Below are 25,969 nucleotides of genomic sequence, written 5' to 3'. Positions count from 1 at the left end.
TCACGGCGCGGTGCAGGCCTCTATGCTGCGTCTGTACGCTCTTGCAGGGCCTCAATCACCAAGGAGTTCGAAAGTATGAATTTCGGGATCATCGTCTTCCCTGATGTCGAGGAGCTCGACTTCGTCGGCCCCTGGGAAATGCTCACCATGTGGAGCAAGCTGGCGGCAGGGCCCGCCAACTGCCTGATCGTCGCCGAGAAGCGCGAGCCGGTGGCTTGCGCCAAGGGCTTGTCCATCAACCCGCACGTGTCTTTTGCCGACTGCCCGCCGCTCGATTACCTGCTCGTGCCCGGCGGCATGGGCACGCGCCGCGAGGTCGACAACCCCGCGATGGTGCGCTTCCTGGCCGGTCAGGCACCCGGCTGCAAGGCGCTGCTGTCGGTGTGCACCGGCGCCTTCGTGCTGCATGCGGCCGGCCTGCTCTCGGGCAAGACGGCGACCACGCACTGGGGATCGCTCGACCGCCTGCGCGCGCTGGGCGATGTGAAGGTGGTCGAGCAGCGCTTCGTGCAGGACGGCAACGTCTGGACATCGGCCGGCGTATCGGCCGGCACCGACCTGATGCTGGCCTTCATCGCGCACACGGCCGGCGAGGAAGCCGCCGCGAAGGTGCAGCTGCAGGCCGAGTACTACCCGGCGGACACGGTGTACGGCAGCACGGCGAGCCATGAACGGGCACCGGCCTACGTGCAGCGGCCGGTCAGGCGCGCATCGGGCACGCCGTGACCATCGCGCCCTCTTCCACACCGCCCACCGGCGCGCCCGCACTCGAACCGCTGGCCGTGCTCGCGGCCCGCGTCGGCGCCACGCTGCGCGAGCGGCAGCAGACGGTGGCGGTCGCCGAATCGTCGGCCGGCGGACTCGTGTCGGCGGCACTGCTCGCCATTCCGGGCGCGTCGGCGTTCTTCCTGGGCGGCGCGGTCGTCTATTCGCGGCGCGCCGGCAAGGCCCTGCTGGGGCTCACGCGCGAAGACATGGCCGGCATGCGCGGCGAAACCGAGCCCTACGCCCGTTTCATCGCCGCCAGAATGCGCGACAGCCATCGCGCGACATGGGGCATTTGCGAAAGCGGTGCGGCCGGGCCTTCGGGCAGCCCGTACGGTGACGCGCCGGGGCATGTGTGCGTGGCCGTTGCCGGCGCCAGCGAGATCACCGTCAGCCGAACCATCGAGACCGGCAATACCGACCGCCCGGCGAACATGGAAGTGTTCGCGCGGCAGTTGCTCCAGTTGTTCGACGAGACGCTGCGGGCAACCGAGGCCCGCGCGGGCATCAGCCCGCCTTAGCACCATTGGCGCTGTTTGCGCCGCGCCCGGGCTTGCGGGCACTCTCCGCGCGCGGCGCATTCGCACCCGCGGGTGCACTCGCGCTGCCGGTGTTCACCTGCTCGACCCACAACAAGGTGTCGACATACGACATGAACCGGTTGAGGTACTCCGGCGACAGGTCGCGCATCAGCATGAGCGACCGGTGCACGAGATGGTGCGAGTTGAGCGGGCCGGCGTTGTCGGGCACCTTCGCCAGCGACTGGGTCAGCCGCCGCTCGGCACTGAGCCTCGACCATGTGCCCCTGAAATACCTGAAGGTCTTCAGCTCGCCGGTCGAGGCGAGGCTGGCCGCCGCCTCGCCCGGCACCGGGGCGTCGTCATGGGCCGATACCTGGGCGATGTGTTCGACGAGTTCCGCGAGCGCGCCGCGTGGCGATGCACCTTGCTGTTCGGCACCGGCTGGTGCCGTCGCAGCGCCGTCGACACCCCGAACCCTTTCGACACCTTCGCCATAGGCCGCGAGCAAAGCCGCCAGCTTGCCGTCCAGGATGCGCCGCGCATCGCCCTGCAGCGCGGTGGTGCGCCGTGCCAGTGCCTCGATGAAACGGAAGCGCACCGGATCGATGCGGTGCTCGCCGCGCGCGCGCCACGCAGCGAGCATCGCGGCGGGGTCCACGTTGTCCCCCGGCGCGGATGCCGCATCGGCTGCGCGTGCGTCGCTGTCGTTACTCACGGGGCTTGGGGGTCTGGGCCGCGTTCGATGGCCGCGGCGTCGGCGCCATTTCCACGCGCCGGTTGCGGGAGCGCCCCTCGGCATCGGCATTCGACGCCACCGCCTGCTCGGCGCCGAAGGCGGCGGCGAATATCGAGGACGACGGCAGGCCTTCCTCGATCAACGCGCGCGTCACCGTCAGTGCGCGCTGGGCCGACAGCTCCCAGTTATCGGCGAACTGGCGGTTGCCGCCGCGCACCTGCCGGTCGTCGGTGAAGCCGCTGACCATCAGGATCTCGTCGCGGGCCTGCAGATACGCCGTCAGCGGCGCGGCCAGGCTCTTGAGCAGTTGCCGTCCTTCGGGCTGCAGCTCGGCCGAGTTGAGGGCAAACAGCACGTTGCCGCTGATGCCGATGCGGCCGTTGTTCAGCGTCACCCGGCCCGCTGCGAGTGGCCCTGCCAGGGCCTGCTCCAGCGTCTGCAGCCGTTTCGCCTCGATCTGCCGCTGCTTGACCTCGGCTTCGAGCTTGTTCGCCAGTTCCAGCTGCATGCCGATCACGCACACCAGGATCAGCACAAAGGCGCCCAGCAGCCCTGCCATCAGGTCGCCGAAGACGGCCCAGACGGGGACCGTCGGCTCGGTGCTGGCGTCGATGTCCTCGGTCATCACGCTTCGCTGCCCGCCGCGATCCGCTGGTTGGCCAACTGCTGCAGGTCTTCCACGATCTGCTTTTGCGACATGATGCTCAGGTCGATCACTTCCCTGGCCTGCGCGACGTAGTAGGCCAGCTGCTCGTCACTGCGCGCGACGGACTTGCCGAGCGCCCCTTCGATGCGCTGCAGCTGCGCGCCCAGCTTGTCGTTCGATTCCGCGAACAGCTGCACGGCAACGCCGAAGGCCTCGCCCAGGCTTGCCACCTCGACGGCACTGCCGGTGATCTGCGCGGCGACCTCGGCCATCTTTCCGGTTTCCGCATCGACCTTGTCGGTGAAGCGCGTGCCCACGCGGTCCAGCAGGTCCGCCGATGCGGCAACCAGCGCGTCGATGGCGGTGCGCTGCTCGGTGGAGGCATGGTTCACCGCATCGAGCAGGGTCTCGAGCGTGCCCAGGATGCGGCTGCGCTCTTCCAGCATCGCGTTGTCGCGCGCCATGCCGTCGGTCAGCTTCTGGCGCAGCTCGCCGATCACTTCGGCCGCGGCGCGCGGTGCCTCCGAGGCGGCCTGCATGAGCTGGCCGATCTCGGCGATGGTGCTCTTGGCCTGTGCCTCGGTCTGCGCGGAAATCTCGCGGGCGGTCTCGGCGAGCGTCCGGCAGATTTCCTGCTGCTGGTTCTCGCCGCGCACGCCGGCCTGTTGCCATTCCTTCTGCAGCGACGTGGCCATGGCTTCGAGCGTCTGGGTCCAGGCGGCGAGCCGTTGCTGGTCGCGCGATGCCATCTCGGTCTGCAGGTCGGTGTGGGCCTGGCTCACCGTTTGAAGCAGCGACACCGAGCGCTGCTCGAAGTCGGTTTGCTTTCCGCGCAGCTCGGCGATCATTTCCGCCGCGGCGCGTGGCGCCTCCGAGGCGGTCTGCATGAGCTGGCCGATCTCGGCGATGGTGCTCTTCGCGTGTGCGTCCGCCTGGGCCGAGATCTGGCTGGCGGTCTCGGCGAGCGTCTTGCAGATTTCCTGTTGCTGGTTCTCGCCGCGCACGCCGGCCTGCTGCCATTCCTGTTGCAGCGACGTGGCCATGGCTTCGAGCGTCTGGGTCCACGCGGCAAGCCGTTGCTGGTCGCGCGATGCCATCTCGGTCTGCAGGTCGGTGTGGGCCTGGCTCACCGTCTGCAGCAGCGACACCGAGCGCTGCTCGAAGTCGGCCTGCTTGCCGCGCAGCTCGGCGATCACTTCGGCGGCCGCACGCGGCGCTTCCGATGCGGCCTGCACGAGCTGGCCGATCTCGGCGATGGTGTTCTTGGCGTGCGCGTCCGTCTGGGCCGCGATCTGGCTGGCGGTCTCGGCAAGCGTCTTGCAGATTTCCTGCTGCTGGCTCTCGCCGCGTGCGCCCGCCTGCTGCCACTCCTGCTGGAGCGATGCAGCCATGGCTTCGAGCGCCTGGGTCCAGGCGGCCAGCCGCTGCTGGTCGCGCGACGCCATCTCGGTCTGCAGATCGGTGTGGGCCTGGCCGACCGTGCGCAGCAACGACGCCGAATGCTGCTCGAAGGTGGCCGAAGCCGCCGCCAGGGCACGTTGCGTGTCGCCCGACAGGGTTTCGCTGGCGCGCTCGTGCTGCGCCAGGGCGTTGCGCCAGTTGTCCGACACATGGCCGACCGTGGTTTCGAGGCGGGCGGAGACGCTGTCCACCAGCGCGGCCGAGCGCTGCTCGAAGGTCTCGGCGAATTGGCCGAGCGCGCCGCGCAGGTCTTTCGACATGTCCTCGCTCGCGCGCTGATGGCCGTCGAGCGCGCTCTTCCAGATGTCGGCCACGGTGGCGGCGCTGGCCTCGAAGCGGCTCGACAGGCCGTCCAGTTGCCGCTGCACGCTGTGCCCGACGGTGTCGTGCAGCGCCGCGGTTTCGCGGGCGATGCCGGCCATGGTGGCTTCGACGACCGGCTGGATGGTCGCGCCGGCGATGCGCGCGCCTTCGGTCAGGCTCTGCTTGAGCGAATGGTCGACGGAGGTGGCCAGGCTGGCGTAGGCCGCCTCGGCCTTGCCGTGGAAGCTGTCCTGGCTGGAGATCAGGCGCTCGTTCAGTGCGTGGTTCTGCTGCGCCATCGTTTCCATCATGAGCTGCAGCCGGTCGACCAGCGCCGGCATCGCCTGGCCCTGCGCCTGCAGCAGCTTGAACGACTCTTCGCGCTGGTGCGCCAGCGAGAAGACGCGCAAGGTGGTCGCGATCCGCGTGTCGAGCAGTTGCGCGGTCTGCAGGCGGTCGCGACGGCACAGGGCCGACACGAGGCCCAGCATCGCCGACGCGGCCACGCCAGCCAACGAAGTGCCGAACGCCACGCCCAGGCCCTTGACCGGGGCCGCCAGCGAGGCGCGCATGGCCTGCAGGTCGGTCGCGTGTTCCAGCGCCGAGCCGGTGCCGTTCAGCGTGACGACCATGCCGAGGAAGGTGCCCAGCATGCCCAGCAGCACCAGCAGCCCCGCGAGGTACGGCGTCAGGGCCGGGCCGGGCAGGCCGACGCGCTCGCCCTCGACGCGCAGGCGCACCGCATTGCGCAGCGAAGGATGCAACTGGTCGAGCCATTGGCCCAGGCCGGGCGGCGGCTGGGGCATGTCGGTGACGGCATGCGACAGCGTGGCGGTGGCTTGCTGGAAGCGGTGCAGCTCCAGCGCGCCCATCAGGTAGAACGCGCCGATGAGCAGCGTGATCAACAACGCGAGCGGATTCGAGCCGATGTACCCGACGGCGACCCAGCACACGGCGGCCAAGCCTACGAAAAATGCGGCGTAGTGAAGAAATCTTTTCATGGGGGTCTGGTTAACTCGTGCGAAGGGCGTCGAGCAGCCCTTCGACCGGTTGCAATCGAATGTCGAGTTCGGCGAGCAGCACGGCCTGCATGTCTTTGCAGAACACGTTCAGCCACTCGGAGGATGGGGGGGCGTCGCCGGCGGTGGCCGGCGCCACTTGATCGGTCTGGTCGGCTTGGTCAGCCTGCGCGGCTTGGGCGGCCTGAGCCGCCTGGTGCAGGCGCCCGAAATGCTTTTCGAGCAGCACGGGCACGGTCGCCAGCAGGCTGCGCTCCTGCGCAACCAGCACCTGCTCCATGACGACGTCGACGGCGGCCAGCCGGGCCATGGTGGGCGACCTGGCTGCCAGCGTGGCCCGCACGCGCGCGCGCAAGGGACCGATGCGCGTTTCCATGGCCTGTTGGCGGGTGAGGCAGCGCCGGCGGAATGGGGCGAAGGCGGCGGCAGCGTCCACCGGGGCATCAGCGGCGGCGGGTGCAGTGGCCGCCGCGGCCGGCGGCCCTCGCCGTTTGGCGGCCGTGGGAACGCAGTCTTCGGCGATGGCCTGCGCCAGCGCGCTGCGCACGCGGGCGCACTCGGCCTCTTCGGCATTGCCGGACGCGCGCGCGCTGGATTGCGCGGCCGCCGGACTGCCATCCAGCGCCGCTGACAATGAAATGGCATCGGTCCAGCCGAACCATTGGCTCAAACGATCCGCAGTGCCTTGTCTGGATTCACGGACGTCGATGTCGGTCAGTCTGGAAAGCAAGCGAACGAGCGTCGAGCCGTGAAAAACTGTGCGCTGTGAAGCTTGCGCCATACCGCCCGAACGAAAAACTCGGCAGTCTACACTGGCAAAACGTGGCCGGGCCTCGGCTCCCCACGGTAGAGGTAACCTTGCGTGACATCCTTCCGTGCCCCGGCGCGTGCCTTGCCGGCGTGGGCGCGTGCAAGGCCCTCACGGCGCCCGGCGGCGCCCCTGCGGTCCCAGGCGCCGCTTCCTGCCCTCTCTTGTCGGATCAGTCCGCCTGCACCCCTGCCGCGCGGATCACCTTGCCCCATTTGTCGATCTCGGCCGCCAGATGCGTGCGCAGCGCTTCAGGCGTGACCTTGTCCATGGGCGCGGCCTCGGTGCTCAGCTCGGCAAAGCGCTTCTTGACCATGTCGTCCTGCAGCGCGGCGCGCAGGGCCACGTTCAGCTTCTCGATCACGGCCGGCGGCGTGCCCTTGGGCGCGTAAATGCCGTGCCACACCTTCACGTCAAAGCCCTTCAACCCCTGCTCGTCGAGTGTCGGAATGTTCGGCATGCTCGACAGCCGCTTCGGCGTGGTCACCCCGAACACCTTCACGCGGTTGCCGTCCTTGATGACCGGCGCGGTCTGCGTGGTCTGGTCGCACAGCAGGTCGACCTGCCCGCCCATGAGGTCGTTGAGCGCGGGGCCGGCACCCTTGTACGGAATGGTCGTGAGCTGCACGCCGATCTGATGCATGAACAGCAGCCCGCACAGCTGCGACACCGCACCCGTGCCGGCGTTGGCCAGCGTGACCTTGTCCTTGTTGGCCTTCACGTAGGCCAGCAGCTCCTGGAAGTTGTTGGCCGGAAAGTCCTTGCGCGAGAGCAGCGTCATCGGCACGTCCATCACCTGGCCGACGTACTCGAAGTCTTTCAGCGGGTCGTAGTTCAGCTTCTTGTAAAGCGCGGGCGCGGTGGCCATGCCCATGTGGTGGATCAGGATGGTGTAGCCGTTGGGCGCCGCCCTGGCCACGCGCGTGGGCGCGATGGTGCCGCCCGCGCCGACCGTGTTCTCGACGATCACGGTCTGCCCGAGCGACTTGCCCATGGGAATGGCGAGCATGCGCGCCACCACGTCGGTGGGGCCGCCGGCCGAGTACGGCACGACCATGACGATCGGCTTGTCGGGCCAGGCTGCCTCCGCCATTGCGGGCGATTGGCCAGCCAGCAGGCAGGCGCCCAGCGATGCCGCGAGCAGGCCGCGGACCTTCCAGTTCTTCTTCGTTGCTGTCACTTCGTTGTCTCCTGTGGTTATTGGAAATCTGCGGGCGTCGCGGATCAAGGCGGCGCCTGTGCGTCGAGCGCCAGCAGGCGTTGCGCCAGCCGCACCACGGGCGCGTCGACCATGCGCCCGTCGAGGCTGACCACGCCGCCGCCCGCGGTGCGGATCGCGTCGATCACGCGGCGGGCCCACGCCAGTTCTTCAGCATTGGGGCCGAGCGCGGCATGCGCGGGCGCGACCTGATCGGGGTGAATGCACAGCTTGGCGCCGAAGCCGCCGCGCCGGGCGCGCGCCGCATCGGCGGCAAGGCGCTGCGCGTTGCGCCAGTCGGGCGTCACGCCATCGATGGGCGCGGGAAGGCCCGCCCGGCGCGAGGCCAGCAGCAGCGCCAGGCGCACGGGCACCAGCTCGGCTTCGTCCGCATCGCAGGCGAGCCCCAGGTCGGCCTGAAAGTCGAGGTTGCCGAAGGCGAGCCGCAGCACTTGCGGCGCGGCGGCCAGTTCGTTGACTGCCTCAAGACCTGCGGCCGATTCGATCAGCGGCACCAGCACACCCCGAGGTCCGACGGCCTGCGCCAGTTGCCGCAGATCGGCAGGCTGCTCGGCCTTTGGCAGCACGACGCCGGCGATGAGCCCTTGCGCCACCAGCTCGCCGACCGCCGCACGATCATCGTCATGCCACGGCGTGCCGCCTGCGTTGATGCGCACCAGCAGGCGCTTGCGGTCCGCCTCGGGCAACGCGGCGAACGAGGCGGCCAGCCCCATGCGGGCCGCCGCTTTGCGCTCGGGCGCCACGGCATCTTCAAGATCGACGATGACACCGCCCGCCCCCGTCGCCAGCGCACGGGCATGGCGCTCGGGCCGATCAGCCGGCACGAAAAGGAAGGTGCGCGCCAGCGCCAGCGGCGTATCGGCAGCCCCGCTCACACCGCCCTCGCCTCGCGCAGCGCCGCAATGTCCGCCTCGCTGCGGCCGAGGCCGCGCAGGATCGCTTCGGTGTGTTCGCCGACCGCCGGCACCGGGTCCATGCGGTAGTCGAAGGCGCTCTGCCGCCCCGCCGGCAGCAAGGCGGGAATGTCGCCCGCCGGCGAACCCACCTGCCGCCAGCGGTCGCGCGCCTGCAGTTGTGGATGCGCCCAGAGGCCAGCCATGTCGTTCATCCGCGCATTGGCGATCTGCGCCGCATCGAGGCGTTCGAGCACCTGCGCGGTGCTCAGCGTGCCGAAGGTCTCGACGATCACCGCGCGCAAGGCCTCGCGGTTCTCGTTGCGCCGTGCATTGCTGTCGAAGCGCGCATCGGTCGCCAGCGCGGCCTGCAGCAGCACCTTCTCGCAGAACAGGCGCCACTCGCGCTCGTTCTGCAAACCCAGCATCACCGTGCCGCCATCGCCCGCGGGGAACGGCCCGTACGGATAAATGGTCGCGTGCGATGCCGCGCTGCGCGGCGGCGGCGGCGCACCGTCGTAGGCGTAGTACATCGGGTAGCCCATCCACTCCGCGAGCGATTCGAGCATCGACACGTCGATGTGCGAGCCCTTTCCGGTCTTGCCGCGCTGGAGCAGCGCCGCAAGGATGCCGGTGTACGCGTACATGCCGGCCGCGATGTCGGCGATGGAATTGCCCGACTTGCACGGCTCGTCGGGCGTGCCCGTCACCGACAGGAAACCCGCCTCGCTCTGGATCAGCAGGTCATAGGCCTTCTTGTCGCGGTACGGCCCGTCTTCGCCGTAGCCCGAGATGTCGCAGACGATCAGCTTCGGGTGCTTCGCCTGCAGCGCCGCGGCGCCGAGCCCCATGCGCGCCGCCGCGCCCGGTGCGAGGTTCTGCACCAGCACGTCGGCATCGGCCACCAGCTCCTGCAGCACCGCCAGCGCGGCGGGCTGCTTCAGGTCGAGCGTGATGCTTTCCTTGGAGCGGTTCACCCACACGAAGTGCGAGGCCTCGCCGAGCACGCGCCCGTCGTAGGCCCGCGCAAAGTCGCCGTCGCCGGGTCGCTCCACCTTGATGACGCGGGCGCCCAGGTCGGCCAGTTGCCGGGTGCAGAACGGTGCCGCGATCGCATGTTCGAGCGACACGACGGTGATGCCATCCAGAGGTCTTGTCATGTGTCTTTCCTCCTTCTTGTTTTCAGGCCAGCACGGCCGTGGCCTGCATCGTGAGCCAGCCATCGGCGTCTTCGCCCCAGAGGCTGAAGGTCTTGCCGTCGCGGCTGCCTTCGGCCGGCTTGCCGTGCACGCGGAATGGCGCGATGTCGAAGGTCGGGCGCACGGCGCGGAACTCGAAGCGCGCCAGTTGCGCGCCCGCAACGTTGCGGCGCAGCAGGTCGACCAGCAGGGTCGCGATCAGCGGACCGTGCACGATCAGGCCCGGATAGCCCTCGACCTCGGTCACGTAGCGGCGGTCGTAATGGATGCGGTGGCCGTTGAAGGTCAGCGCCGAATAGCGGAACAGCAGCACGTCGTCGGGAACGATGTCGCGGCTGAAGGCGGCGTCTTTCGGGGCCGGCGTCGGCGGCGGTGCTTTCTCGCCGGGTTCGGCTGCGGCGCGATAGACGATGTCGTGTTCTTCAGTCAGCGCCAGGCCGCGTTCGTTGCGCACTTCATGCCGCACGAGCACGAACACCAGTTCGCCGCTGCGGCCGGCCTTGTGGGTGACCGACACGATGGTCGATGCGCGCTCGATCCTGTCGCCCACCTGCAGCGGATTGCCCGCCTCCCAGTTCAGGCGCCCACCGGCCCACATGCGGCGCGGCAGCGGCACGGGCGGCAGGAAACCGCCGCGCTTCGCATGGCCGTCTTCGCCGATCTCGGACTGGCGATGGTGCGGCAGGAAGTAGAGCCAGTGCCACAGCGCCGGCAGCGGCGTGCCGGCCACGGGCGGCGGATCGTCGCGGTCGAGCGTGGCCGAGAACGCACGCACGGGCGTGGCGGTGATGTCGTCGGTCAGCGTTTCGCTGCGGCCCTGCCAGGCCTGCAACTTCGCAAGGGCTTCACCGTCGATCAGCGGGGATGTTTTTTCAGGGTGGGTGTTGTTGCTCATGGGTTCTTCAATCGACCGCGGCGCCGGAGGCCTTGACGATGCGTGCCCACTTGGCAAGGTCGTCCTGCAGCAGTTTCGAAAATTGTTCGGGCGAGGTCGGCGGCGCGATCTCGACGCCCTGCTGGTCGAGCTTGTCGCGCAGGTCCTTCGCGGCCAGCGCCTTGCGCGTGGCTTCCTGCAGCGTGGCCAGCACATCTGCCGGCACGCCGGCGGGCGCGAACAGGCCGATCCACAGCGTGCCGTTGTAGCCCGGCACGGCTTCGGCGATGGTGGGCACATCGGGCAGCACCGGCGAGCGCCTGTCGCCGCTCACCGCCAGCGCGCGCAGCTTGCCCGCCTTGATGTGCGCGAGCGCCGAAGGCAGGCTCGCGAACACGATCGGCAACTGGCCGCCCAGCACGTCGTTGAGCGCAGGCGCCACGCCCTTGTAGGGCACGTGCTGCAGCGAGATGCCGGCCATGCTGTTGAGCATTTCGCCCAGCAGGTGGTTGAGCGTGCCGTTGCCGGCCGAGGCGTACTGGTAGTTGGCACCCTTCTGCCGCGCGAGCTTCAGGAATTCGTTGAAGTCTTTCGCCGGAAACGACGGGTTGACCAGCAGCACGTTGGGCACCGCGCCGATCAGGCCCACGGGCTTGAAGTCCTTCACCGGGTCGAAGCCCGGGTTTCTGTAAAGCGCCGGGTTGATCGCCTGGCTGCTGCTGATCGTCATGAGCAGCGTGTAGCCGTCCTTCGGCCCCTTGGCGACGAGCTGCGTGCCGATGTTGCCGCCGGCACCGGGCCGGTTGTCGACCACCACGCTCGCGTTGTTCATCACCTCGCCGAGCTTCTGGCCGACAAGGCGCCCGACGATGTCGTTGGTGCCGCCGGCCGCCTGCGGCACGATGAGCGTGACGGGGCGCGAGGGGTATGGCTCGGCGTTCGCCGGGCCTGCGTGGACAAGAGTGGCTGCGGCGGTAAAAGCCAGCAGTGCGAATGCGCGGAATCGCGTCTTGGGCGCCTTGGTGAAGCAACGGACTCTTAATCCGCTGCTCACCGGTTCGTGTTGTCGTGTCTCCATGGGCCCATGGTCGTGCGCCCTTCCCCTGCGCGCAATCTGCGATTTCGGAACCCAGTCTTCTGAAATTCCGAAGGCTTGGCTACCATCGCACGATGCTTTTCGATCTCACCGACCTGCGGCTCTTCGTGGCCACGGCCGAACTGGGCAACCTGACGCGGGCCGCCGAGCGCCAGCACCTGTCGCTGGCAGCGGCCAGCGCACGCATCAAGGCGCTCGAAACGCAGGCTGGCCTGCAATTGCTGCAGCGTGAGGCCCGCGGCGTGCGCCTGCTGCCGCCGGGCGAAGCCTTTTTGCACCACGCGCGGCTGGTGCTGCACCAGACCGAGCAACTGCGCGCCGACCTGCTCGAATACGGCGGGGGCCTGCGCGGCCACCTGCGCGTGTTCGCCAACACCACGGCCGTGACCGACTTCCTGCCCGAGATCCTGCCGGCCTTTCTGGCGCACAACCCGCGCATCAACGTCGACCTTCAGGAAAAACCGAATGCTCAGATCCCGCGCGGCGTGCTCGACGGCCGCGCCGACATCGGCATCGTGGCCGGCCGCGTCGACACGCTCGGCCTCGAGGCGATCCACTTCAGCACCGACCGGCTGGTGCTGGTGACGTCGCGCAGGCACCGCTTCGCGAAGCGCCGCAGGATTTCATTCGCGGAAACGCTCGACGAAGACGCCATCGGCATGCAGCAAGGCAGCACGCTGCAGGCCTTCCTGGCGCAGATCACCGACAACCTCGGCAAGCGGCAGAAGCTGCGCATCCAGCTCGGCAGCTTCGACGCCATGTGCCGGATGATCGGCAGCGGCGTGGGCATCGGCGTGGTGCCCGAGTCGGCTGCGCGGCGCAACCAGGAAAGCATGCAGCTGGCGCTGATCGACCTCAGCGACGCATGGTGCGTGCGGGAACGCTACCTGCTGGTGCGGGACCGCGCGGCGCTGCCGATCTATGCGCAGGCGCTGGTCGAAACGCTGTGCCGGCACTACGCCGGGCAACTGGCCGAGCCCGCCTGAACGCCACGGCGGCTTTGGCGTTTGCGCTGCTGCGCGGACGGAAAAACAGGCACTTGCGGCCGATTGTGAACAAAAATGATCTCGTCCCCATTTTCCGTGGACAACTTTGGGGGTAACTCATGAGGAGCCTTGTAAAAGCAATATAAGTTATTGTTTTATAAGGACTTTCCTTAACTTGCTCAAAATTTGAGCGGTGAACAAGATTGGCAGCCTTTGGGCCGTTGGTTAGCCTGAAATGGCTCCAAAGAAGCTGTTGACCGTACTTTTTTGAGTACAAAAGTGTGGTTGAACCTCAAATTCTTCAGGCGGAACGCGGCGAAATCAACGTAGTCCCCATTTTCAGTGCGCAACTTTGGGGATAACTCATGCGAAGCCTTGTAAAGCCTTCGTAAGCTGTTGTTTTGCAAAGGGAATAATCAGTTTGCTCAAATTTTGAGCGGTGAACAAGGTGCCTTCCCCGATAACGACCTACTGCTCCTTCCAGGTCCAGCCATCCGTCGTCCGGTAAGTTCCGCCCACCGCGCAGCAACCACCCGAGCCGAACGCTCGACGGCCCAGCGTGACGATCACGGCGCTGTCCTTGACCACAAGCGACTGCCGCTCGCAAAAGGCAAAGGGATAGGGATCGGTGCGCAGAACGCGCGTCCACGTCATCTGTCCTTGCGGGTCTCCGGCGATCTGGAAGACCTCGCAATCGTGAACGAGCAGATGCACAGGCTTGCCTGCCAGCACGCCCTTGAACACCAGTTCGGGCGAGGCGTCGCGCAGCGCAATGGCCTCGGGGCTGAGTTGTGCTTTCGGTGGCTCGGTTGCGGCATCACAGGCCGTCAGGAGGCAGGCGGCAAGCAGCAGGCCCGCCGTGCGGTGCCCGGCGGCCCAACTGGCCAAACCACCTTGGCGGCGGTCACCGAGGTCGTTTGATCGATCCCGGTCACCGACCACGACAGTGCTTTTCATCCACGTTCAATAAGGCGGCGCCTTGCGCGCCCGCTGCGCCCGCGCAGCCTCGGTCCACCACGCCAGGTCATCCGCAAACCGGCCGAACGACCGGTCGAGCGATTCGCCCGCGGGCCCAATCGGCTTTCCGCTGGCATCCAGCGTCTGCGAGACCGGCCCGACCGCGAGGGTGCTGGAAACGACGACCATGCCCATCTCCGACAGGATCGAATGCCACACGGTGCCCGAGCGGACGCCCGAAAAGCGCCCCGCCGAATAGCTGGCCACCGCGGCAGGCCGCCAGAACCACTCTTCGAGGAAGTGATCGGTCAGGTTCTTCAGGCCCGGCTGCGGGCCCCAGTTGTATTCCCCGGTCACGAAGATGAAGGCGTCGGCCGTGCGGATCTTTTCGGCCAGGGCTTCCATGGCCGCAGGTGCAGTGCCCTTGGGGTATTCCTTGTACATGCGGTCGAGCATGGGCAGGTCGACAGCCTTCGCGTCGATCAGCTCTGCGTCGTCGCCACGCGCCCGGATGCCCGAGACGATGTAGTCCGCCAGCCGCACGCCCATGCGGTCGGAACGGTACGAGCCGTAGAAGACGAGGATCTTGTCGCCCATGGTTGTGCGCCTCGTGTTCAGGTGGGTGTTTCGAGCTTGTCTTGCGTCCGGGTCTCGAAGTCGCGTGCGTCGTGGCGCTCGTGCAGTTGGCTGCTCGGCTGGCCCCAGGCGCGATTGACCATGCGACCTCGTTGCACTGCCGGGCGCTTGGCGATCTCGTCGGTCCAGCGCAGCACGTTCTTGTATTCGCCCACCTGGAGGAACTCGCCCGCCTCGTACAACTGCCCCTTGGCGAGCGTGCCGTACCAGGGCCAGACGGCCATGTCGGCGATGGTGTAGTCGTCGCCTGCCAGGTAGCGGCTCTCGGCCAGCTGCCGGTCGAGCACGTCGAGCTGGCGCTTGACCTCCATGGCGAAGCGGTCGATCGCGTATTCGATCTTCGTGGGCGCGTAGGCATAGAAGTGCCCGAAGCCGCCACCCAGGTACGGCGCGCTGCCCATCTGCCAGAACAGCCACGACAGGCATTCGGCGCGAGCCGCCCGTTCGGTCGGAAAAAAGGCGCCGCCGAACTTTTCAGCCAGGTACTGCAGGATCGCACCCGACTCGAACACGCGGATGGGCGTGTCGCCGCTGTGGTCCATCAGCGCGGGAATCTTGGAGTTCGGGTTCACCGCCACGAAGCCACTGCCGAACTGGTCGCCGTCGCTGATGCGGATCAGCCAGGCGTCGTATTCGGCGCCGGCGTGGCCCAGCGCCAGCAACTCTTCGAGCATCACCGTCACTTTCACCCCATTGGGCGTCGCCAGCGAATAGAGTTGCAGCGGATGCCGGCCCACCGGCAGGTCTTTCTCGTGCGTGGCGCCAGCGATCGGACGATTGATGTTCGCGAAGCGGCCGCCGCTTTCCTTGTTCCAGGACCAGACGGTGGGCGGCGTGTAGGCCGTGGTGCCATTCATGCGATGTGTTCCCAAGGAGTTGGACGGACGATGATCATTCTCTACGACTGCGCAACCGCACCCAGCCCGCGGCGCGCGCGCATCCTGCTGGCCGAAAAGGGCATTGCCCACGAAACGGTGCAGATCGACCTGGTGCATGGCGAGCAACTGGGCGCCGCCTACCGCGCGATCAACCCGCAATGCACGGTGCCGGCACTGCGCATCGACGGCAGCGATGGCGAAGAAGACGGGTTGCTGCTGACCGACAACGCCGGCATCGCGGCATGGCTGGAAGCCCACTGCCCGCAGCCGCCCCTGATGGGCAGCACGCCAAGGGAAAAGGCCGAGATCGCCAGCTGGAACTGGCGCATCGAATTCGAAGGCCTGCTGGCCATTGCCGAGACGCTGCGCAACGGCTCGCCCGCCATGGCCGACCGGGCGCTGCCCGGGCCGGTGAACTACGCCCAGATCCCCGAACTGGCGCAGCGCGGGTTGGCACGGGTGCACCAGTTCTTCGAGACGCTGAACGCACGGCTGATCGGCCGCGACTTCATCGCGACCGACCGGTTCAGCATTGCCGACATCACCGCGGTGGTGGCGGTGGACTTTGCCCGCGTGGTGCGGGTCAAGCCCGGGGAGCAGCACCCCGAGCTGTTGCGCTGGCGCGCTGCGATGGCGCAGCGGCCGTCGATGTCGCGCTAGGCGGCAACATCGACGGGCGCCAGCGCCCTGCTGCGATCAGCGCTCGATGGTCAGCGCCACGCCCATGCCGCCGCCAATGCACAGCGAGGCAATGCCCTTCTTGGCATCCCGGCGCTGCATTTCGTGCAGCAGCGTCACCAGGATGCGGCAGCCCGACGCGCCGATGGGGTGGCCGATGGCGATGGCGCCGCCGTTCACGTTCACCTTGCTGATGTCCCAGCCCATTTCCTTGTTCACGGCGCAGGCCTGCGCGGCGAAGGCTTCGTTGATTTCGAGCAGGTCGAGGTCGGCGGCCTTCCAGCCGGCGCGCTGCAGTGCCTTGGTCGACGCGGGCACCGGGCCCATGCCCATGATGGCGGGGTCGAGGCCGGCGGTGGCGTAGCTGGCGATGCGGCCCAGGGGCTTCAGGCCCAGCGCGGCGGCCTTCTTGGCCGTCATCACCATCACGGCTGCTGCCCCGTCGTTCAGGCCCGAGGCATTGCCCGCGGTCACGCCGCCGGCCTTGTCGAAGGCGGGGCGCAGGCCGGCCAGGCCTTCGGCGCTGGTCTTGCGGTTGATGAACTCGTCGGTGTTGAAGACGATGGGGTCGCCCTTCTTCTGCGGAATGCTCACGCCGACGATCTCGTCCTTGAACTTGCCGGCGTCCTGTGCGGCGGCAGCCTTGGTCTGGCTGGCGAGCGCCAGTTCGTCTTGCGCGGCGCGGTCGATGCCGTACTTCTTGGCCACGTTCTCGGCGGTGATGCCCATGTGGTACTGGTTGTAGACGTCCCACAGGCCGTCCACGATCATGGTGTCGACCAGCTTCCAGTCGCCCATGCGCTGGCCGTTGCGCGAGTTGGGCAGCACGTGCGGTGCGGCGCTCATGTTTTCCTGGCCGCCGGCAATGACGATGTCGCTGTCGCCCGTGGCCACGGCCTGCGCCGCGAGCATCACGGCCTTCAGGCCCGAGCCGCACACGGCATTGATGGTGAGCGCCGGCGTTTCCTTGGTACCGCCGCCCTTGAGCCATGCCTGGCGAGCGGGGTTCTGGCCGGCACCGGCCGCCAGCACCTGGCCCATGATGGCCTCGCCGACCTGGTCGGCCGTGAGGTTGGCACGTGCAATCACTTCCTTGATGACGATGGCGCCCAGCTCCGTGGCCGCAATGCCGGCGAGCGAGCCGCCGAACTTGCCGACCGCCGTGCGTGCTGCCGAAACGATGACGATGTCTTCCATGAGGTTCTCCGTTGAAGTGATTTGAAATCTGATGAAGGTGAATGCGTGGGGGGGGGCGGTCAGGCCTTGGCCTTGACGTAGCGGCCAGGCGCCGGCTCGATGGCCTTGTAGGCCTTGCCGTTGCCGTAGGCCTTGGGGGCCGGAACCTGCTTGCCCGCGTGGCCCTTGAGCCATTGTGCCCAGTCGGTCCACCAACTGCCGGGGTGCTCCTGCGCGCCCGAGAGCCATTCGGCCTGCGTGCGGGGAAACTTGCCGTCTTCGCGAATCCAGTGGCTGCGCTTTTTCTTCACGGGCGGGTTGATCACGCCGGCGATGTGGCCCGATGCGCCCATGACGAAGCGCTTCTTGCCCGGCAGCAGCTGTGTCGATGCGTAGGCGCCGCCGATGGGCACGATGTGGTCTTCGCGCGAGCCGTAGATGTAGGCCGGGATGTCGATGCGGCCCAGGTCGATTTTTTCGCCGCACACCGTGAGCGCGTTCGGCTTGGCAAGCTTGTTCTCGTGGTACGTGTTGCGCAGATACCAGGCGTAGAACGGGCCCGGCAGGTTGGTGGCGTCGCTGTTCCAGTACAGCAGGTCGAACGGCGGCGGGGTCTCGCCCTTGAGGTAGTTGCCGACCACGTAGTTCCACACGAGATCGTTCGGCCGCAGAAAGCTGAATGTCGAGGCGAGGTCACCGCCGGGCAGCAGCCCGCCCTTGCCGAGCTGCATTTCGCGGTACGCCACCATGGCCTCGTCCACGAAGATGTCGAGGATGCCGGTGTCGCTGAAGTCGAGGAACGTGGTCAGCAGCGTGACCGACGCGGCCGGCTTCTCGCCGCGCGCCGCAAGCACGGCCAGCGCGGTGCTCAGGATGGTGCCGCCCACGCAGAAGCCCAGCGCGTTGATCTGCTTGCTGCCGCTGATTTCCTGCGCGATGTGGATCGCCTTGATGGCGGCGTTCTCGATGTAGTCGTCCCAGGTGGCCTTGTCGAGCGACTCGTCGGGGTTGCGCCAGCTCACCACGAACACGCGATGGCCCTGCTCGTTCGCATAGCGGATCAGCGAGTTCTCGGGCTGCAGGTCGAGGATGTAGAACTTGTTGATGCACGGCGGCACCAGCAGGAACGGCCGCTCGTACACCTTGGCGGTGAGCGGCTTGTATTCGAGCAGCTGGAACAGCTCGTTCTCGAACACCACGGCGCCTTCGGTGGTGGCCACGTTGCGCCCCACTTCGAAGGCGCTCTCGTCGGTCATGCTGAGGTGGCCCTGCTTGACGTCGTTCAGCAGGTTCTGGATGCCCTTGGCAATGCTCTCGCCCTGCGTCTCGATCGCCTTCTTCTGCGCTTCGGCGTTGAAGGCCAGCGAGTTGCTGGGCGACGCGGCGGCCATCCACTGCTCGACGGCGAAGCGCAGGCGGGCCTTGGTTTTCTCGTCGGCGTCGATCGACTCGGCCATGCTCAGCATGGTGCGGCCATTGAGCAGGTACACGGCGGCCGAGAAGGCTGCCAGGGGGTTGCTGCCCCAGGCTTCGCTGGCAAAGCGCTTGTCGCCCTCGGGCTTGGCATGAAGGCCATTGCGCCAGAGTTCGGTGGCTTCGGCCATGTATTGCTGCTGGATGGATTGCAGCTTCTCGGGGTCGATGGAGAACTTGGGCAGCTCGGGCAGCTTGGCCGGGTGCGGCAGTTGCCATAGCGGACTGCCACCGGCATTGAAGGCCGTGGCCCCCTGCGCGGCGGACTGCTGGAATGATTCCAGCGCCTGGGTCCATCCCTGTGAAAGTGCCTTCTGGAAGGGCGCGAATGCATCCGCCCCCGTCGCTTGTTGCTTCATCATGTCTCCTGGTCCTCGCCTGAATCGAATCCGGATGGGTGCGTGATTTAAGTATCCTGCATTCGCACGGCACCGACAACGCCGCTCTTTCCTCTTACCGACTGAAACTTCTTGTGTTCATCCATCTGATCGTGATCGGCTGGCTCTACGTGGCCGTGATGATGGCCGTGGCCGAAGCCACCGCCACCACGGGCACCGTGCTGGGTGCCATCTTCACATTTCTTTTGTACGGTTTGGCGCCGGTGGCACTGGTGGTTTACCTGATGGGCACGCCGGGCCGGCGCCGCGCGATCAAGCAGCGCGAGGCCGAGGCGCAAGAGGCGGCACGCCGCGCAGCCGCTGCCGAAGCGGCAGCTGCCCAGGCGGCGTCAGACCTTCCAGACCAGGGCGGCGAAGCGCCCGCTGATGCCGTCGCGCCGGTGCGAAAAGAACCGTGATGGCTGGCTGACGGTGCACCAGCCGTCGCTGCCGTCATTGCCGTAAACCGCTTCGACACCCACCGCACGCAGCCGCTGGCGCGCCAGCGCGGGCAGGTCGGCCAGCCATTTGCCGGGCGCCTGCGCGGGTTGGAAGCAAGCCGCGGCTTCAGGCGCATGGGCCTCGAAAGCTGCCTTGACCTCCGCACCGACCTCGAAAGCCTTCGGGCCGATGCAGGGCCCGAGCCACGCTATGACTTTGCTAGCGCGGTGCGCAGGCGCTGCATTCGATTCAGGCGTGAAGCATCGGGCCGCCTGCTCGAGCACGCCACCGGCCAGGCCGCGCCAGCCGGCGTGGGCGGCAGCCACCCGCTCGCCCGCCTCGTCGGTGAAAAGCACGGGCAGGCAATCGGCGACCATGATCGTGCAGGCCAGGCCGATCGCCGTGGCGGTGCAGGCATCGGCCGCCGTGCCGTCGCGCACGATGTCCTGACCCGCATCGAGTGCCACGACGCCGGTGCCATGCACCTGCTGCAGAAAGACCGGCTGCGCGCCGATGGCCTGCCGCAAGCGGTCGCGGTTCGTGGCCACGTCCGCCGCCAGATCGCCCACGTGATCGCCGAGGTTCAGGCTCGCATAGCGCCCCTGCGAAACACCGCCCTCGCGCGTGGTGCATGCGGCCCGCACATTCGGCGGCGCGGGCCAGTCCGGCACGAGCCAGTGCGCGTCCATGGTGGCGGCGCTCAATCAGGCTTCCGCGTCGGGGGCCTGCGAAGGCTGGGCGCGCTGGAAGGCGTCGAGTTCCATGCAGGCCTCAAAGGCGGCCATGCTGCGCGGCAGGCCGCTGAAGTCGCAATCGAAGCGGCGGCCGTTGAAAACCTGCGGCACGAGGCAGCAATCGGCCATGGTGGGCGTGTTGCCATAGCAGTAGGTACTGCCGGGGTACAGGGCCAATTGGCGCTCGAAGGCCAGCATGCCGTCGCGCACCCAGTGGCGGTACCACTCGTTCTTGGCCGCGTCGTCGAGCTTGAGCTCCTTCACGAGGTACTTGAGCACGCGCAGGTTGTTGAGCGGATGGATCTCGCAGGCAATCGACTGCGCCAGCGCGCGCACGTGGGCGCGGCCGACCGGGTCACTGGGCAACAGCGCCGGCTCGGGGTGCGTGTCTTCCAGGTATTCGATGATGGCCATCGATTGCGAGAAGCGCTCGCCTTCGTCTTCGAGCAGCGGCACCAGCATGTCGGCCGAGATCGCGGAGTACGGGCCGGTGCGGTGGTCGCCGCGTGCGATGTGCACGGGAACGTAGTCGAAATCGAGGCCCTTCAGGTTGAGGGCGATGCGCACGCGGAACGAGGCGGAGGAGCGGAAATAGTTATGAAGCTTCATGGTTTTCCAAGCATAGCGCCCGTCACGAGCGCGCAACAGCCGGCAGCACGCAACGCAGGTCGTGCAAGCCGGCTTTCGGGGTGGTGGTGGCGCGCCATTCTTCGAGGGTGCGCCGGGCCTCGGCCTCCTCGCGCGCGGCGATGCCGACGCGCCAGGGACCTGTGGTGCCGGGGGCCTCGCCGGGCGGGTGGTCGTGTCCCTCGCCGTAGGGACGCCCTTCGGAGCACGCCTTGCAGAGCACCTGCATGCTGGTGCTCCAGTTTTCGGCGCTGCCGCCCGCGGCCTCGAAGCGCTTGATGAGCGCGTCGATGTCTTCGCTCGTCGCGTCCCCGATCGACACCTCGTAGGTCGCGAAGGCCGAGGGCGCGATCAATTCCAGCGCATCGAACACCGGCACCTCGCGCTCGCCGCGCAGGCGGTAGCCGTTGGCCGCGCCGTCGTGCAGCACGAGGTCGCCGTAGCGGTGTCCGCAGGCGGGCGTCGGCACGTTGCGCAAGATTGCGCGCGCCGGGTCGATGCGGTCCGACCAGACGACCTCGCTGGCTTCGTCGCCGTGCACGCGGATCGGTGTCAGGCCGATGAAGAAGTCGACCGGCCCGTCGCCATCGGGCACGCCGACGCCGTACTGCTGCCACGCGCGCCGCGCCGTGGCCCAGTCGCCCAGCGCCGTGGCGGCAATGCCGAGGTTCCACAGCGCGCCCTCGTTGCCGGGGTCGCGGCGCACCGCCTCGGCGTTGGCAGCCAGCGAGGCCGCCCAATCGCCGCGGTACTTGTGGATCAGGCCGGCGTTGAACCAGGGCACGGCCCAATACGGGTGGGCCTTGCCGGCCTGCAGGTAGGCCTCGAGCGCGCCGTCCTGGTCGCCGTCTTCGTCGCGCTGGCGACCGAGTTCGTTGAGGGCCGTGGCTTTGCCGGCTTTGCCGAGTCGAAGGGGCATGGTGAAAAAACCGAAAGGAACGAAGAAACGCGCGGGGCGTCTATTGTGGGCCGCCCGCCAATCCCGGGCGAGCCGCTGCGGCAACGCCGCTTCGCCTCTGGCACACTGCCGGTCTCCCCACAGGTTTCGCTGAAAAAGGACACGTCGCAATGGCTTCCGAGTTTGTTTTCGCCCCGCCCGCCACGGTTTCGATTCCGGTGGTCGGCCAGCCCGCCCGCTTTCCCGTGCACCGCATCTACTGCGTGGGCCGCAACTACGAAGATCACGCCAAGGAAATGGGTTTCACCGGCCGCGAACCGCCCTTCTTCTTCATGAAGCCGGCCGACGCGGTGGTGGTGGTCGATGCGGGCCAGACCGGCACCATGGCCTACCCCACGCTCACCAAGAACCTGCACCACGAGATCGAACTCGTGGTGGCCATTGGCACCGGCGGTAAAAACATCAAGGCGGCCGATGCGCACAAGCACATCTACGGCTACGCCGTCGGCCTCGATATGACGCGCCGCGACCTGCAGAACGACATGAAGAAGCAGGGCCGCCCCTGGGACATCGGCAAGAGCTTCGAGCAGAGCGCGCCCATCGGCCCGATCGTGCCCGTGGCACAGGCCGGCGACGCCGAAAAGGCCGAGATCTCGGTGCAGGTCAACGGCACCGACCGCCAGCGCAGCAACGTGAGCAAGCTGATCTGGAACGTGGCCGAAACCATCGAGCACCTCTCGGCCGCCTGGGAGCTGCAACCCGGCGACCTGATCTTCACGGGCACGCCCGAAGGCGTGGCGGCCGTGGTGGCCGGCGACACCCTCGTGGGTGAAGTGGCCGGCCTGCCGAAGCTGACCGTCAAGGTCGTCTGAAGACCACCGAAGACACGAAGACGGCCACATGCTCCTGCGCGTACCCATCAAGCATTGCAAGAACTGCGGCACCGCGGTGGTCTACCGCATTCCGGACGACGGCGACACCAAGCCGCGCGCCGTCTGCCCGGCCTGCCACACGATCCACTACGAAAACCCGCTGAACGTGGTCGGCACCATCCCCGTGCTGGGCGACAAGGTGCTGCTGTGCAAGCGCAACATCGAACCGCGCTGGGGCAAGTGGACGCTGCCCGCCGGCTTCATGGAACTCGAGGAAACCACCGCCCAGGGCGCGGCCCGCGAGACCGACGAAGAGGCCGGCGCCAACTTCGAGCTCGAAGGGCTGTTCTCGGTGATCAGCGTGGTGCGCGTGGGCCAGGTGCACCTGTTCTACCGCGCCCGGCTGCTCGACGACAAGTTCGACCCCGGCCACGAGACCATCGAGGCCAGGCTCTTCACCGAGGAAGAGATTCCCTGGGACGAGATCGCCTTTCGCACCGTGCGCGAAACCCTCGAGCACTACTTCGCCGACCGGCGGCGCGGCGCCTTCGACCGCGTGCACGAACTCAGCATCGTTTGACCTCCCCCATGAACAAGACACTCCGCGCCACCCTTCTCTGCGGCGCCAGCCTCGGCTTTGCGCTGGCGGCATCCGCGGCCAGGGCGGACACGGTGGGCGAAGTCGACACCGCCTTCAAGCTCATCGGCCCCGACCACAAGATCGTGATCGAGGCCTACGACGACCCCAAGGTCAGCGGCGTGACCTGCTATGTCTCGCGCGCCAAGACCGGCGGGCTGGCCGGCGCCTTCGGCGTGGCCGAGGACAAGGCCGAGGCCTCCATCGCCTGCCGCCAGGTCGGCCCGGTCAGCATCACGCAGCCGCTGCCCAAGCGTGAAGAGGTCTACAGCGAGCGGCTGTCGGTGCTGTTCAAGCGGCTGCGCGTGGTGCGCATGGTCGATCCCAAGCGCAACACGCTGGTCTACCTGACCTACTCCGACCTGCTGATCGACGGTTCGCCCAAGAACAGCGTGACGGCGGTGCCCATCGACCGCGGCACGCCGATCCCGCTCAAGTAGCGCGGCGGCCACCGGCCCGATGCCAATGGCCCTTCGCTTCGCGCAAGGTTCTTCCCGCAGGTCTGCCGCGCGAGTTTGCTAGCATCGTCCGGCTGGCACGCCCGGCGCGCCAGTCCGAAGGAACCCTCCTCAACGAATCCGTTCCAACACAGCGCCATGCATCTTCAGACTTTTGTTTTCCGCTCCGCTGCCGCAGCGCTGGTGGCCGCAAGCCTCGCGGCCTGCACCACGGTCGACCTCACGCCGCAACGCACGGGCCCCGTCGCCACACCGCCGGTGCAGCGCCAGGCCCTGTTCATCCGGCCCGCCGCCGGCAATGTCATCTCGCGCTTCGACGGCGTGAGCAACAAGGGCATCGACATCGCCGGCCGGCTCGGCGACCCGATCGTCGCCTCGGCCGATGGCCGCGTGGTGTACGTGGGCGGCGAGCTGCCCGCCTACGGCAACATGGTGATCGTCAAGCACAACGAGACCTACCTCACCGCCTACGCCCACCTGAGCGCCATCCTCGTGAAAGAAAACGCGGTGGTGCGCCAGGGCGAGAAGATCGCCGAGATGGGCAAGAGCAACACCGACCGCGTCAAGCTGCGCTTCGAGATCCGCAAGAACGGCAACGCCGTCAACCCCGAGCCCTATCTCAACGGGCTGATGCAGCAGTAGTTCTTCTCCCGACAAAAAGCCCCCTTCCGGGGGCTTTTTTTCAATGCGTCAGTTCTGGGCCCTCACCACGATGTCGCGCCAGTTCGCGTCATAGGTGCTGACGAACATGTTCCGGTAGACGACCGGACCCGATGTGGCCGGCAGGTTGAAGGTCTTCGACGCAGTGCCCGCGGTCGATGGCGCGAGGTCGGTCCGGTCCAGCGAACTGTCGGTCGGGCTCGCGAACAGGTTCAGGAAGAACTCGGCCGCAAAGCCGGGGTTCAGGCCCGTCGCGCTGACCGTGAAATCGCTGCCACCGTTGTAGGAAGACAGGGCCGGCGTCGTCGTGAAGGCCGGGAAGGTGACGGCCGAAGTTTCCGCCAGCGTGAGCGGCCGGCCGTGGAAGCGGTGCTTGTAGATGATGTCGAAGCCACCGCGCTGCGCCACCGTCACGCCGTCGCCCATGTACGCCGTGAAGGTGTACTCAGGGGTTGCCGGAATGGCTGCGATGTCGCTGTCCGACATGGCTACGAAGCCCGGCGGAAGGTTGCTGCTGCTGCAGTTCGACGTCAGGTAGAAGAAGTTGTTGGTGCTGGAGCCCTGCAGCGGCCAGTAGCCACCACCCGACGGCCGCATGTGGCGCAGGCCCGCCGAAGGAAGCCCCGGCCCGGTGACGACCACCGACGCGACGTTGCTGCTGTTGTTGGTGTTCAGGTCTTCGATCAGGAACTGGAGCGCGGAGCTCACGCAGCCCGTCGCGTTGTCCTTGATGACCTGCACGTGTGGGTTGAGGTCCAGCACGCGCCCGTCGCCGCGCAGGCGCCAGTTGCCGTCGGTGCCCTTCACGATCTGCATGCCCTGGTTGTTGCTGAAGGCCACGCCGTTCTTGTCCTTGTGCGTGAATTCGACGAACGCACGCGGGCTCTGGTTGTTGGCGTCGATGGTGTAGTTGATCTTCTGGATCACCACGTCCGTGAAGCTGGCGCCGACAAGGTTCACATCGGCCACAGATTCATTGACGAAGTCGGTGGCGCTCATGTCGGAAGAACGGAAGTCGTAGGCGCCGGTGACGGGGTCGCTGCTCGTGAGCAACGGCGTCAGGTCGCCCGGCGACGCCAGGCCGTTCGCGAACTTGCCCGCGAAGTCCGACAGCACCTTGCGGATCTTCGGGATGTCGTCCGCCGTAGTGGCCATGCCGTCGCCGCTCAGGGGCACGGTCGCGCTTTCGGCGGCGGCCTTCACGGCCAGGTCGTCCACCAGCTGCTGCTGCGTCACGATGTTGGTGATGGTCGCCACGTTGGTCGCCGGGTCCACGCTCACGCGCAGCACGTCGAGCGCCTTGTCCAGCGCGCTCGACAGCGGCGTGAAGGCGGTGCGCAGCAGGTCGATGCTGGCATCCACGCCCATGGCCAGCAGCACCGGCAGCAGCTTGGCCTTCAGGCCCTCGGATTCGGCCTTCAGCGCGTCGGCCGTCAGCGAGCCGAAGTCGCCGCTGTCGAAGTACTTGTCGGCCAGCCGGCCCGCGATGTTGGCCACCACGAGGTCGGTCAGCGGCGTGATGTTGATGGTGCCGTTAGCGTCGGCGGCCGTGGCGGCCGAGTGGATCACCGTGCGCTGGCCGCCCACCGTGCCTTCGGCGCGGAAGACGAAGGGCGCGGTCATGTCGGTCACGTCCACCTTGTAGCTGCCGTCGGTCGACAGCGGCACGGTCTTGGTCGCGCCCTTCGCATCCTTCACCGTCACGCTGCCCGACAGCGGCAGGCCGGCGGCCGCCGTGCCCGAGAAGGCCTGGGGCACCACGGCCGGCGGCGACGGATCGCTCGCCGGCGGAGGGTTGCCGACACCGCTCGCCACCGGAAAACCGGCGAACCCGCCGCCGCCTCCCCCGCCTCCGCCACAGGCGCCGAGCGAGACCAGGAGCGCCACCGCGCACGCGGAACGCGTCATCTTGATGAAGGGATTGAAAGCAGCAGACGGAGT

At 67.6% G+C, this 25,969-nt stretch carries 27 protein-coding genes; 9 read left to right on the top strand and 18 right to left on the bottom strand.

Features of this window, described 5'->3' with window-relative positions:
* The first annotated feature begins 75 nt into the window (after positions 1 to 75).
* Entirely contained in the window at positions 76 to 726 is a 651-nt protein-coding gene (locus ACGLHS_RS04680) for a DJ-1/PfpI family protein (RefSeq protein ID WP_394477309.1), read from the top strand.
* Complete coding sequence (locus tag ACGLHS_RS04675) at positions 723 to 1,286, top strand: CinA family protein (protein ID WP_394477306.1); 564 nt, start codon at positions 723 to 725, stop codon at positions 1,284 to 1,286. The genes ACGLHS_RS04680 and ACGLHS_RS04675 overlap by 4 nt, the downstream gene beginning before the upstream one ends.
* Here the strand turns inward: ACGLHS_RS04675 and ACGLHS_RS04670 are convergent.
* The 9 genes from ACGLHS_RS04670 to ACGLHS_RS04630 all read right to left on the bottom strand — a co-directional run bounded on the left by ACGLHS_RS04670 (position 1,273) and on the right by ACGLHS_RS04630 (position 11,522).
* A complete protein-coding gene (locus tag ACGLHS_RS04670) occupies positions 1,273 to 2,001 on the bottom strand; it encodes a DUF2894 domain-containing protein (RefSeq protein ID WP_394477304.1) in 729 nt (242 codons plus the stop codon). The two genes, ACGLHS_RS04675 and ACGLHS_RS04670, sit on opposite strands and share 14 nt — an antisense overlap.
* On the bottom strand, positions 1,994 to 2,647 hold the full coding sequence (locus ACGLHS_RS04665) for an OmpA family protein (protein ID WP_394477302.1): 654 nt from the start codon (positions 2,645 to 2,647) through the stop codon (positions 1,994 to 1,996). Before ACGLHS_RS04665 ends, ACGLHS_RS04670 begins: the two co-directional genes overlap by 8 nt.
* Entirely contained in the window at positions 2,647 to 5,433 is a 2,787-nt protein-coding gene (locus tag ACGLHS_RS04660; protein ID WP_394477300.1) for a DUF802 domain-containing protein, read from the bottom strand. The genes ACGLHS_RS04665 and ACGLHS_RS04660 overlap by 1 nt, the downstream gene beginning before the upstream one ends.
* A 10-nt stretch (positions 5,434 to 5,443) precedes the next feature.
* Positions 5,444 to 6,232, bottom strand: a complete 789-nt coding sequence (locus ACGLHS_RS04655; RefSeq protein ID WP_394477298.1) for a DUF3348 domain-containing protein — start codon at positions 6,230 to 6,232, stop codon at positions 5,444 to 5,446.
* Positions 6,233 to 6,431: 199 nt separating this feature from the next.
* A complete protein-coding gene (locus tag ACGLHS_RS04650) occupies positions 6,432 to 7,439 on the bottom strand; it encodes a tripartite tricarboxylate transporter substrate-binding protein (protein WP_093237421.1) in 1,008 nt (335 codons plus the stop codon).
* 44 nt (positions 7,440 to 7,483) lie between these two features.
* Positions 7,484 to 8,353, bottom strand: coding sequence for an HpcH/HpaI aldolase/citrate lyase family protein (locus ACGLHS_RS04645; protein WP_394477295.1), 870 nt, complete (start codon positions 8,351 to 8,353; stop codon positions 7,484 to 7,486).
* Complete coding sequence (locus tag ACGLHS_RS04640) at positions 8,350 to 9,531, bottom strand: CaiB/BaiF CoA transferase family protein (RefSeq protein WP_394477293.1); 1,182 nt, start codon at positions 9,529 to 9,531, stop codon at positions 8,350 to 8,352. The genes ACGLHS_RS04645 and ACGLHS_RS04640 overlap by 4 nt, the downstream gene beginning before the upstream one ends.
* Positions 9,532 to 9,553: 22 nt before the next feature.
* A complete protein-coding gene (locus ACGLHS_RS04635) occupies positions 9,554 to 10,465 on the bottom strand; it encodes a MaoC family dehydratase N-terminal domain-containing protein (RefSeq protein ID WP_394477291.1) in 912 nt (303 codons plus the stop codon).
* A gap of 7 nt (positions 10,466 to 10,472) precedes the next feature.
* Positions 10,473 to 11,522, bottom strand: coding sequence for a tripartite tricarboxylate transporter substrate binding protein (locus ACGLHS_RS04630; protein ID WP_394477289.1), 1,050 nt, complete (start codon positions 11,520 to 11,522; stop codon positions 10,473 to 10,475).
* Between the two features lie 92 nt (positions 11,523 to 11,614).
* Between ACGLHS_RS04630 and ACGLHS_RS04625 the strand changes: the two genes are divergently transcribed.
* Positions 11,615 to 12,526, top strand: coding sequence for a LysR substrate-binding domain-containing protein (locus ACGLHS_RS04625; RefSeq protein ID WP_394477286.1), 912 nt, complete (start codon positions 11,615 to 11,617; stop codon positions 12,524 to 12,526).
* 468 nt (positions 12,527 to 12,994) lie between these two features.
* Here the strand turns inward: ACGLHS_RS04625 and ACGLHS_RS04620 are convergent, their stop codons facing one another.
* Genes ACGLHS_RS04620 through yghU form a run of 3 tightly spaced genes read right to left on the bottom strand, consistent with a single transcriptional unit; the run spans position 12,995 to position 14,976 of the window.
* Positions 12,995 to 13,483, bottom strand: coding sequence for a hypothetical protein (locus tag ACGLHS_RS04620; protein ID WP_394477284.1), 489 nt, complete (start codon positions 13,481 to 13,483; stop codon positions 12,995 to 12,997).
* A 6-nt stretch (positions 13,484 to 13,489) separates the two neighbouring features.
* The gene (locus ACGLHS_RS04615; RefSeq protein WP_394477281.1) at positions 13,490 to 14,080 is read right to left on the bottom strand and encodes an NADPH-dependent FMN reductase; all 591 of its coding nucleotides are present in this window, start codon (positions 14,078 to 14,080) and stop codon (positions 13,490 to 13,492) included.
* A gap of 17 nt (positions 14,081 to 14,097) precedes the next feature.
* On the bottom strand, positions 14,098 to 14,976 hold the full coding sequence (yghU, locus tag ACGLHS_RS04610; RefSeq protein ID WP_394477279.1) for a glutathione-dependent disulfide-bond oxidoreductase: 879 nt from the start codon (positions 14,974 to 14,976) through the stop codon (positions 14,098 to 14,100).
* Positions 14,977 to 15,006: 30 nt separating this feature from the next.
* Between yghU and ACGLHS_RS04605 the strand changes: the two genes are divergently transcribed.
* A complete protein-coding gene (locus tag ACGLHS_RS04605; protein WP_394477276.1) occupies positions 15,007 to 15,657 on the top strand; it encodes a glutathione S-transferase family protein in 651 nt (216 codons plus the stop codon).
* A gap of 36 nt (positions 15,658 to 15,693) precedes the next feature.
* Here ACGLHS_RS04605 and ACGLHS_RS04600 read toward each other — a convergent pair whose 3' ends face one another.
* Positions 15,694 to 16,872 carry an acetyl-CoA C-acetyltransferase gene (locus ACGLHS_RS04600; RefSeq protein ID WP_093237413.1) on the bottom strand — a complete coding sequence of 393 codons (1,179 nt, stop codon included), beginning with the start codon at positions 16,870 to 16,872 and terminating at the stop codon, positions 15,694 to 15,696.
* A gap of 59 nt (positions 16,873 to 16,931) precedes the next feature.
* Entirely contained in the window at positions 16,932 to 18,683 is a 1,752-nt protein-coding gene (gene phaC / locus ACGLHS_RS04595; protein ID WP_093237733.1) for a class I poly(R)-hydroxyalkanoic acid synthase, read from the bottom strand.
* A 113-nt stretch (positions 18,684 to 18,796) separates the two neighbouring features.
* On the opposite strand from phaC, the gene ACGLHS_RS04590 reads away from it, so the two are divergent.
* Positions 18,797 to 19,120, top strand: coding sequence for a hypothetical protein (locus tag ACGLHS_RS04590; protein ID WP_394477273.1), 324 nt, complete (start codon positions 18,797 to 18,799; stop codon positions 19,118 to 19,120).
* Here ACGLHS_RS04590 and pgeF read toward each other — a convergent pair.
* Genes pgeF through ACGLHS_RS04575 form a run of 3 tightly spaced genes read right to left on the bottom strand, consistent with a single transcriptional unit; the run spans position 19,052 to position 21,422 of the window.
* The gene (pgeF, locus tag ACGLHS_RS04585; protein WP_394478169.1) at positions 19,052 to 19,831 is read right to left on the bottom strand and encodes a peptidoglycan editing factor PgeF; all 780 of its coding nucleotides are present in this window, start codon (positions 19,829 to 19,831) and stop codon (positions 19,052 to 19,054) included. The two genes, ACGLHS_RS04590 and pgeF, sit on opposite strands and share 69 nt — an antisense overlap.
* 15 nt (positions 19,832 to 19,846) lie before the next feature.
* The gene (gene maiA / locus ACGLHS_RS04580; protein ID WP_394477270.1) at positions 19,847 to 20,485 is read right to left on the bottom strand and encodes a maleylacetoacetate isomerase; all 639 of its coding nucleotides are present in this window, start codon (positions 20,483 to 20,485) and stop codon (positions 19,847 to 19,849) included.
* 22 nt (positions 20,486 to 20,507) lie between these two features.
* The gene (locus tag ACGLHS_RS04575) at positions 20,508 to 21,422 is read right to left on the bottom strand and encodes a tetratricopeptide repeat protein (RefSeq protein ID WP_394477268.1); all 915 of its coding nucleotides are present in this window, start codon (positions 21,420 to 21,422) and stop codon (positions 20,508 to 20,510) included.
* Between the two features lie 149 nt (positions 21,423 to 21,571).
* Here ACGLHS_RS04575 and ACGLHS_RS04570 point away from each other — a divergent pair, with 149 nt between their 5' ends.
* The 4 genes from ACGLHS_RS04570 (at position 21,572) to ACGLHS_RS04555 (ending at position 24,010) form a co-directional block, all read left to right on the top strand.
* Positions 21,572 to 22,273, top strand: a complete 702-nt coding sequence (locus tag ACGLHS_RS04570; RefSeq protein ID WP_093237409.1) for a fumarylacetoacetate hydrolase family protein — start codon at positions 21,572 to 21,574, stop codon at positions 22,271 to 22,273.
* 28 nt (positions 22,274 to 22,301) lie between these two features.
* Positions 22,302 to 22,853 (top strand): NUDIX hydrolase, encoded by a 552-nt coding sequence (locus ACGLHS_RS04565; protein ID WP_093237408.1) that lies wholly within the window; start codon positions 22,302 to 22,304, stop codon positions 22,851 to 22,853.
* An 8-nt stretch (positions 22,854 to 22,861) separates the two neighbouring features.
* Complete coding sequence (locus ACGLHS_RS04560) at positions 22,862 to 23,350, top strand: CreA family protein (protein WP_093237407.1); 489 nt, start codon at positions 22,862 to 22,864, stop codon at positions 23,348 to 23,350.
* A 156-nt stretch (positions 23,351 to 23,506) separates the two neighbouring features.
* Positions 23,507 to 24,010, top strand: coding sequence for a murein hydrolase activator EnvC (locus tag ACGLHS_RS04555; RefSeq protein ID WP_093237406.1), 504 nt, complete (start codon positions 23,507 to 23,509; stop codon positions 24,008 to 24,010).
* 48 nt (positions 24,011 to 24,058) lie between these two features.
* On the opposite strand, the gene ACGLHS_RS04550 is transcribed toward ACGLHS_RS04555, so the two are convergent.
* Positions 24,059 to 25,936 carry a hypothetical protein gene (locus ACGLHS_RS04550; protein ID WP_394477261.1) on the bottom strand — a complete coding sequence of 626 codons (1,878 nt, stop codon included), beginning with the start codon at positions 25,934 to 25,936 and terminating at the stop codon, positions 24,059 to 24,061.
* Between the last annotated feature and the right edge of the window lie 33 nt (positions 25,937 to 25,969).

Origin of the sequence: Variovorax sp. VaC1 (genome assembly GCF_043658315.1) — a bacterium.
Classification (GTDB): domain Bacteria; phylum Pseudomonadota; class Gammaproteobacteria; order Burkholderiales; family Burkholderiaceae_C; genus Variovorax.
This window is presented reverse-complemented; position numbering and strand designations above follow the sequence as displayed.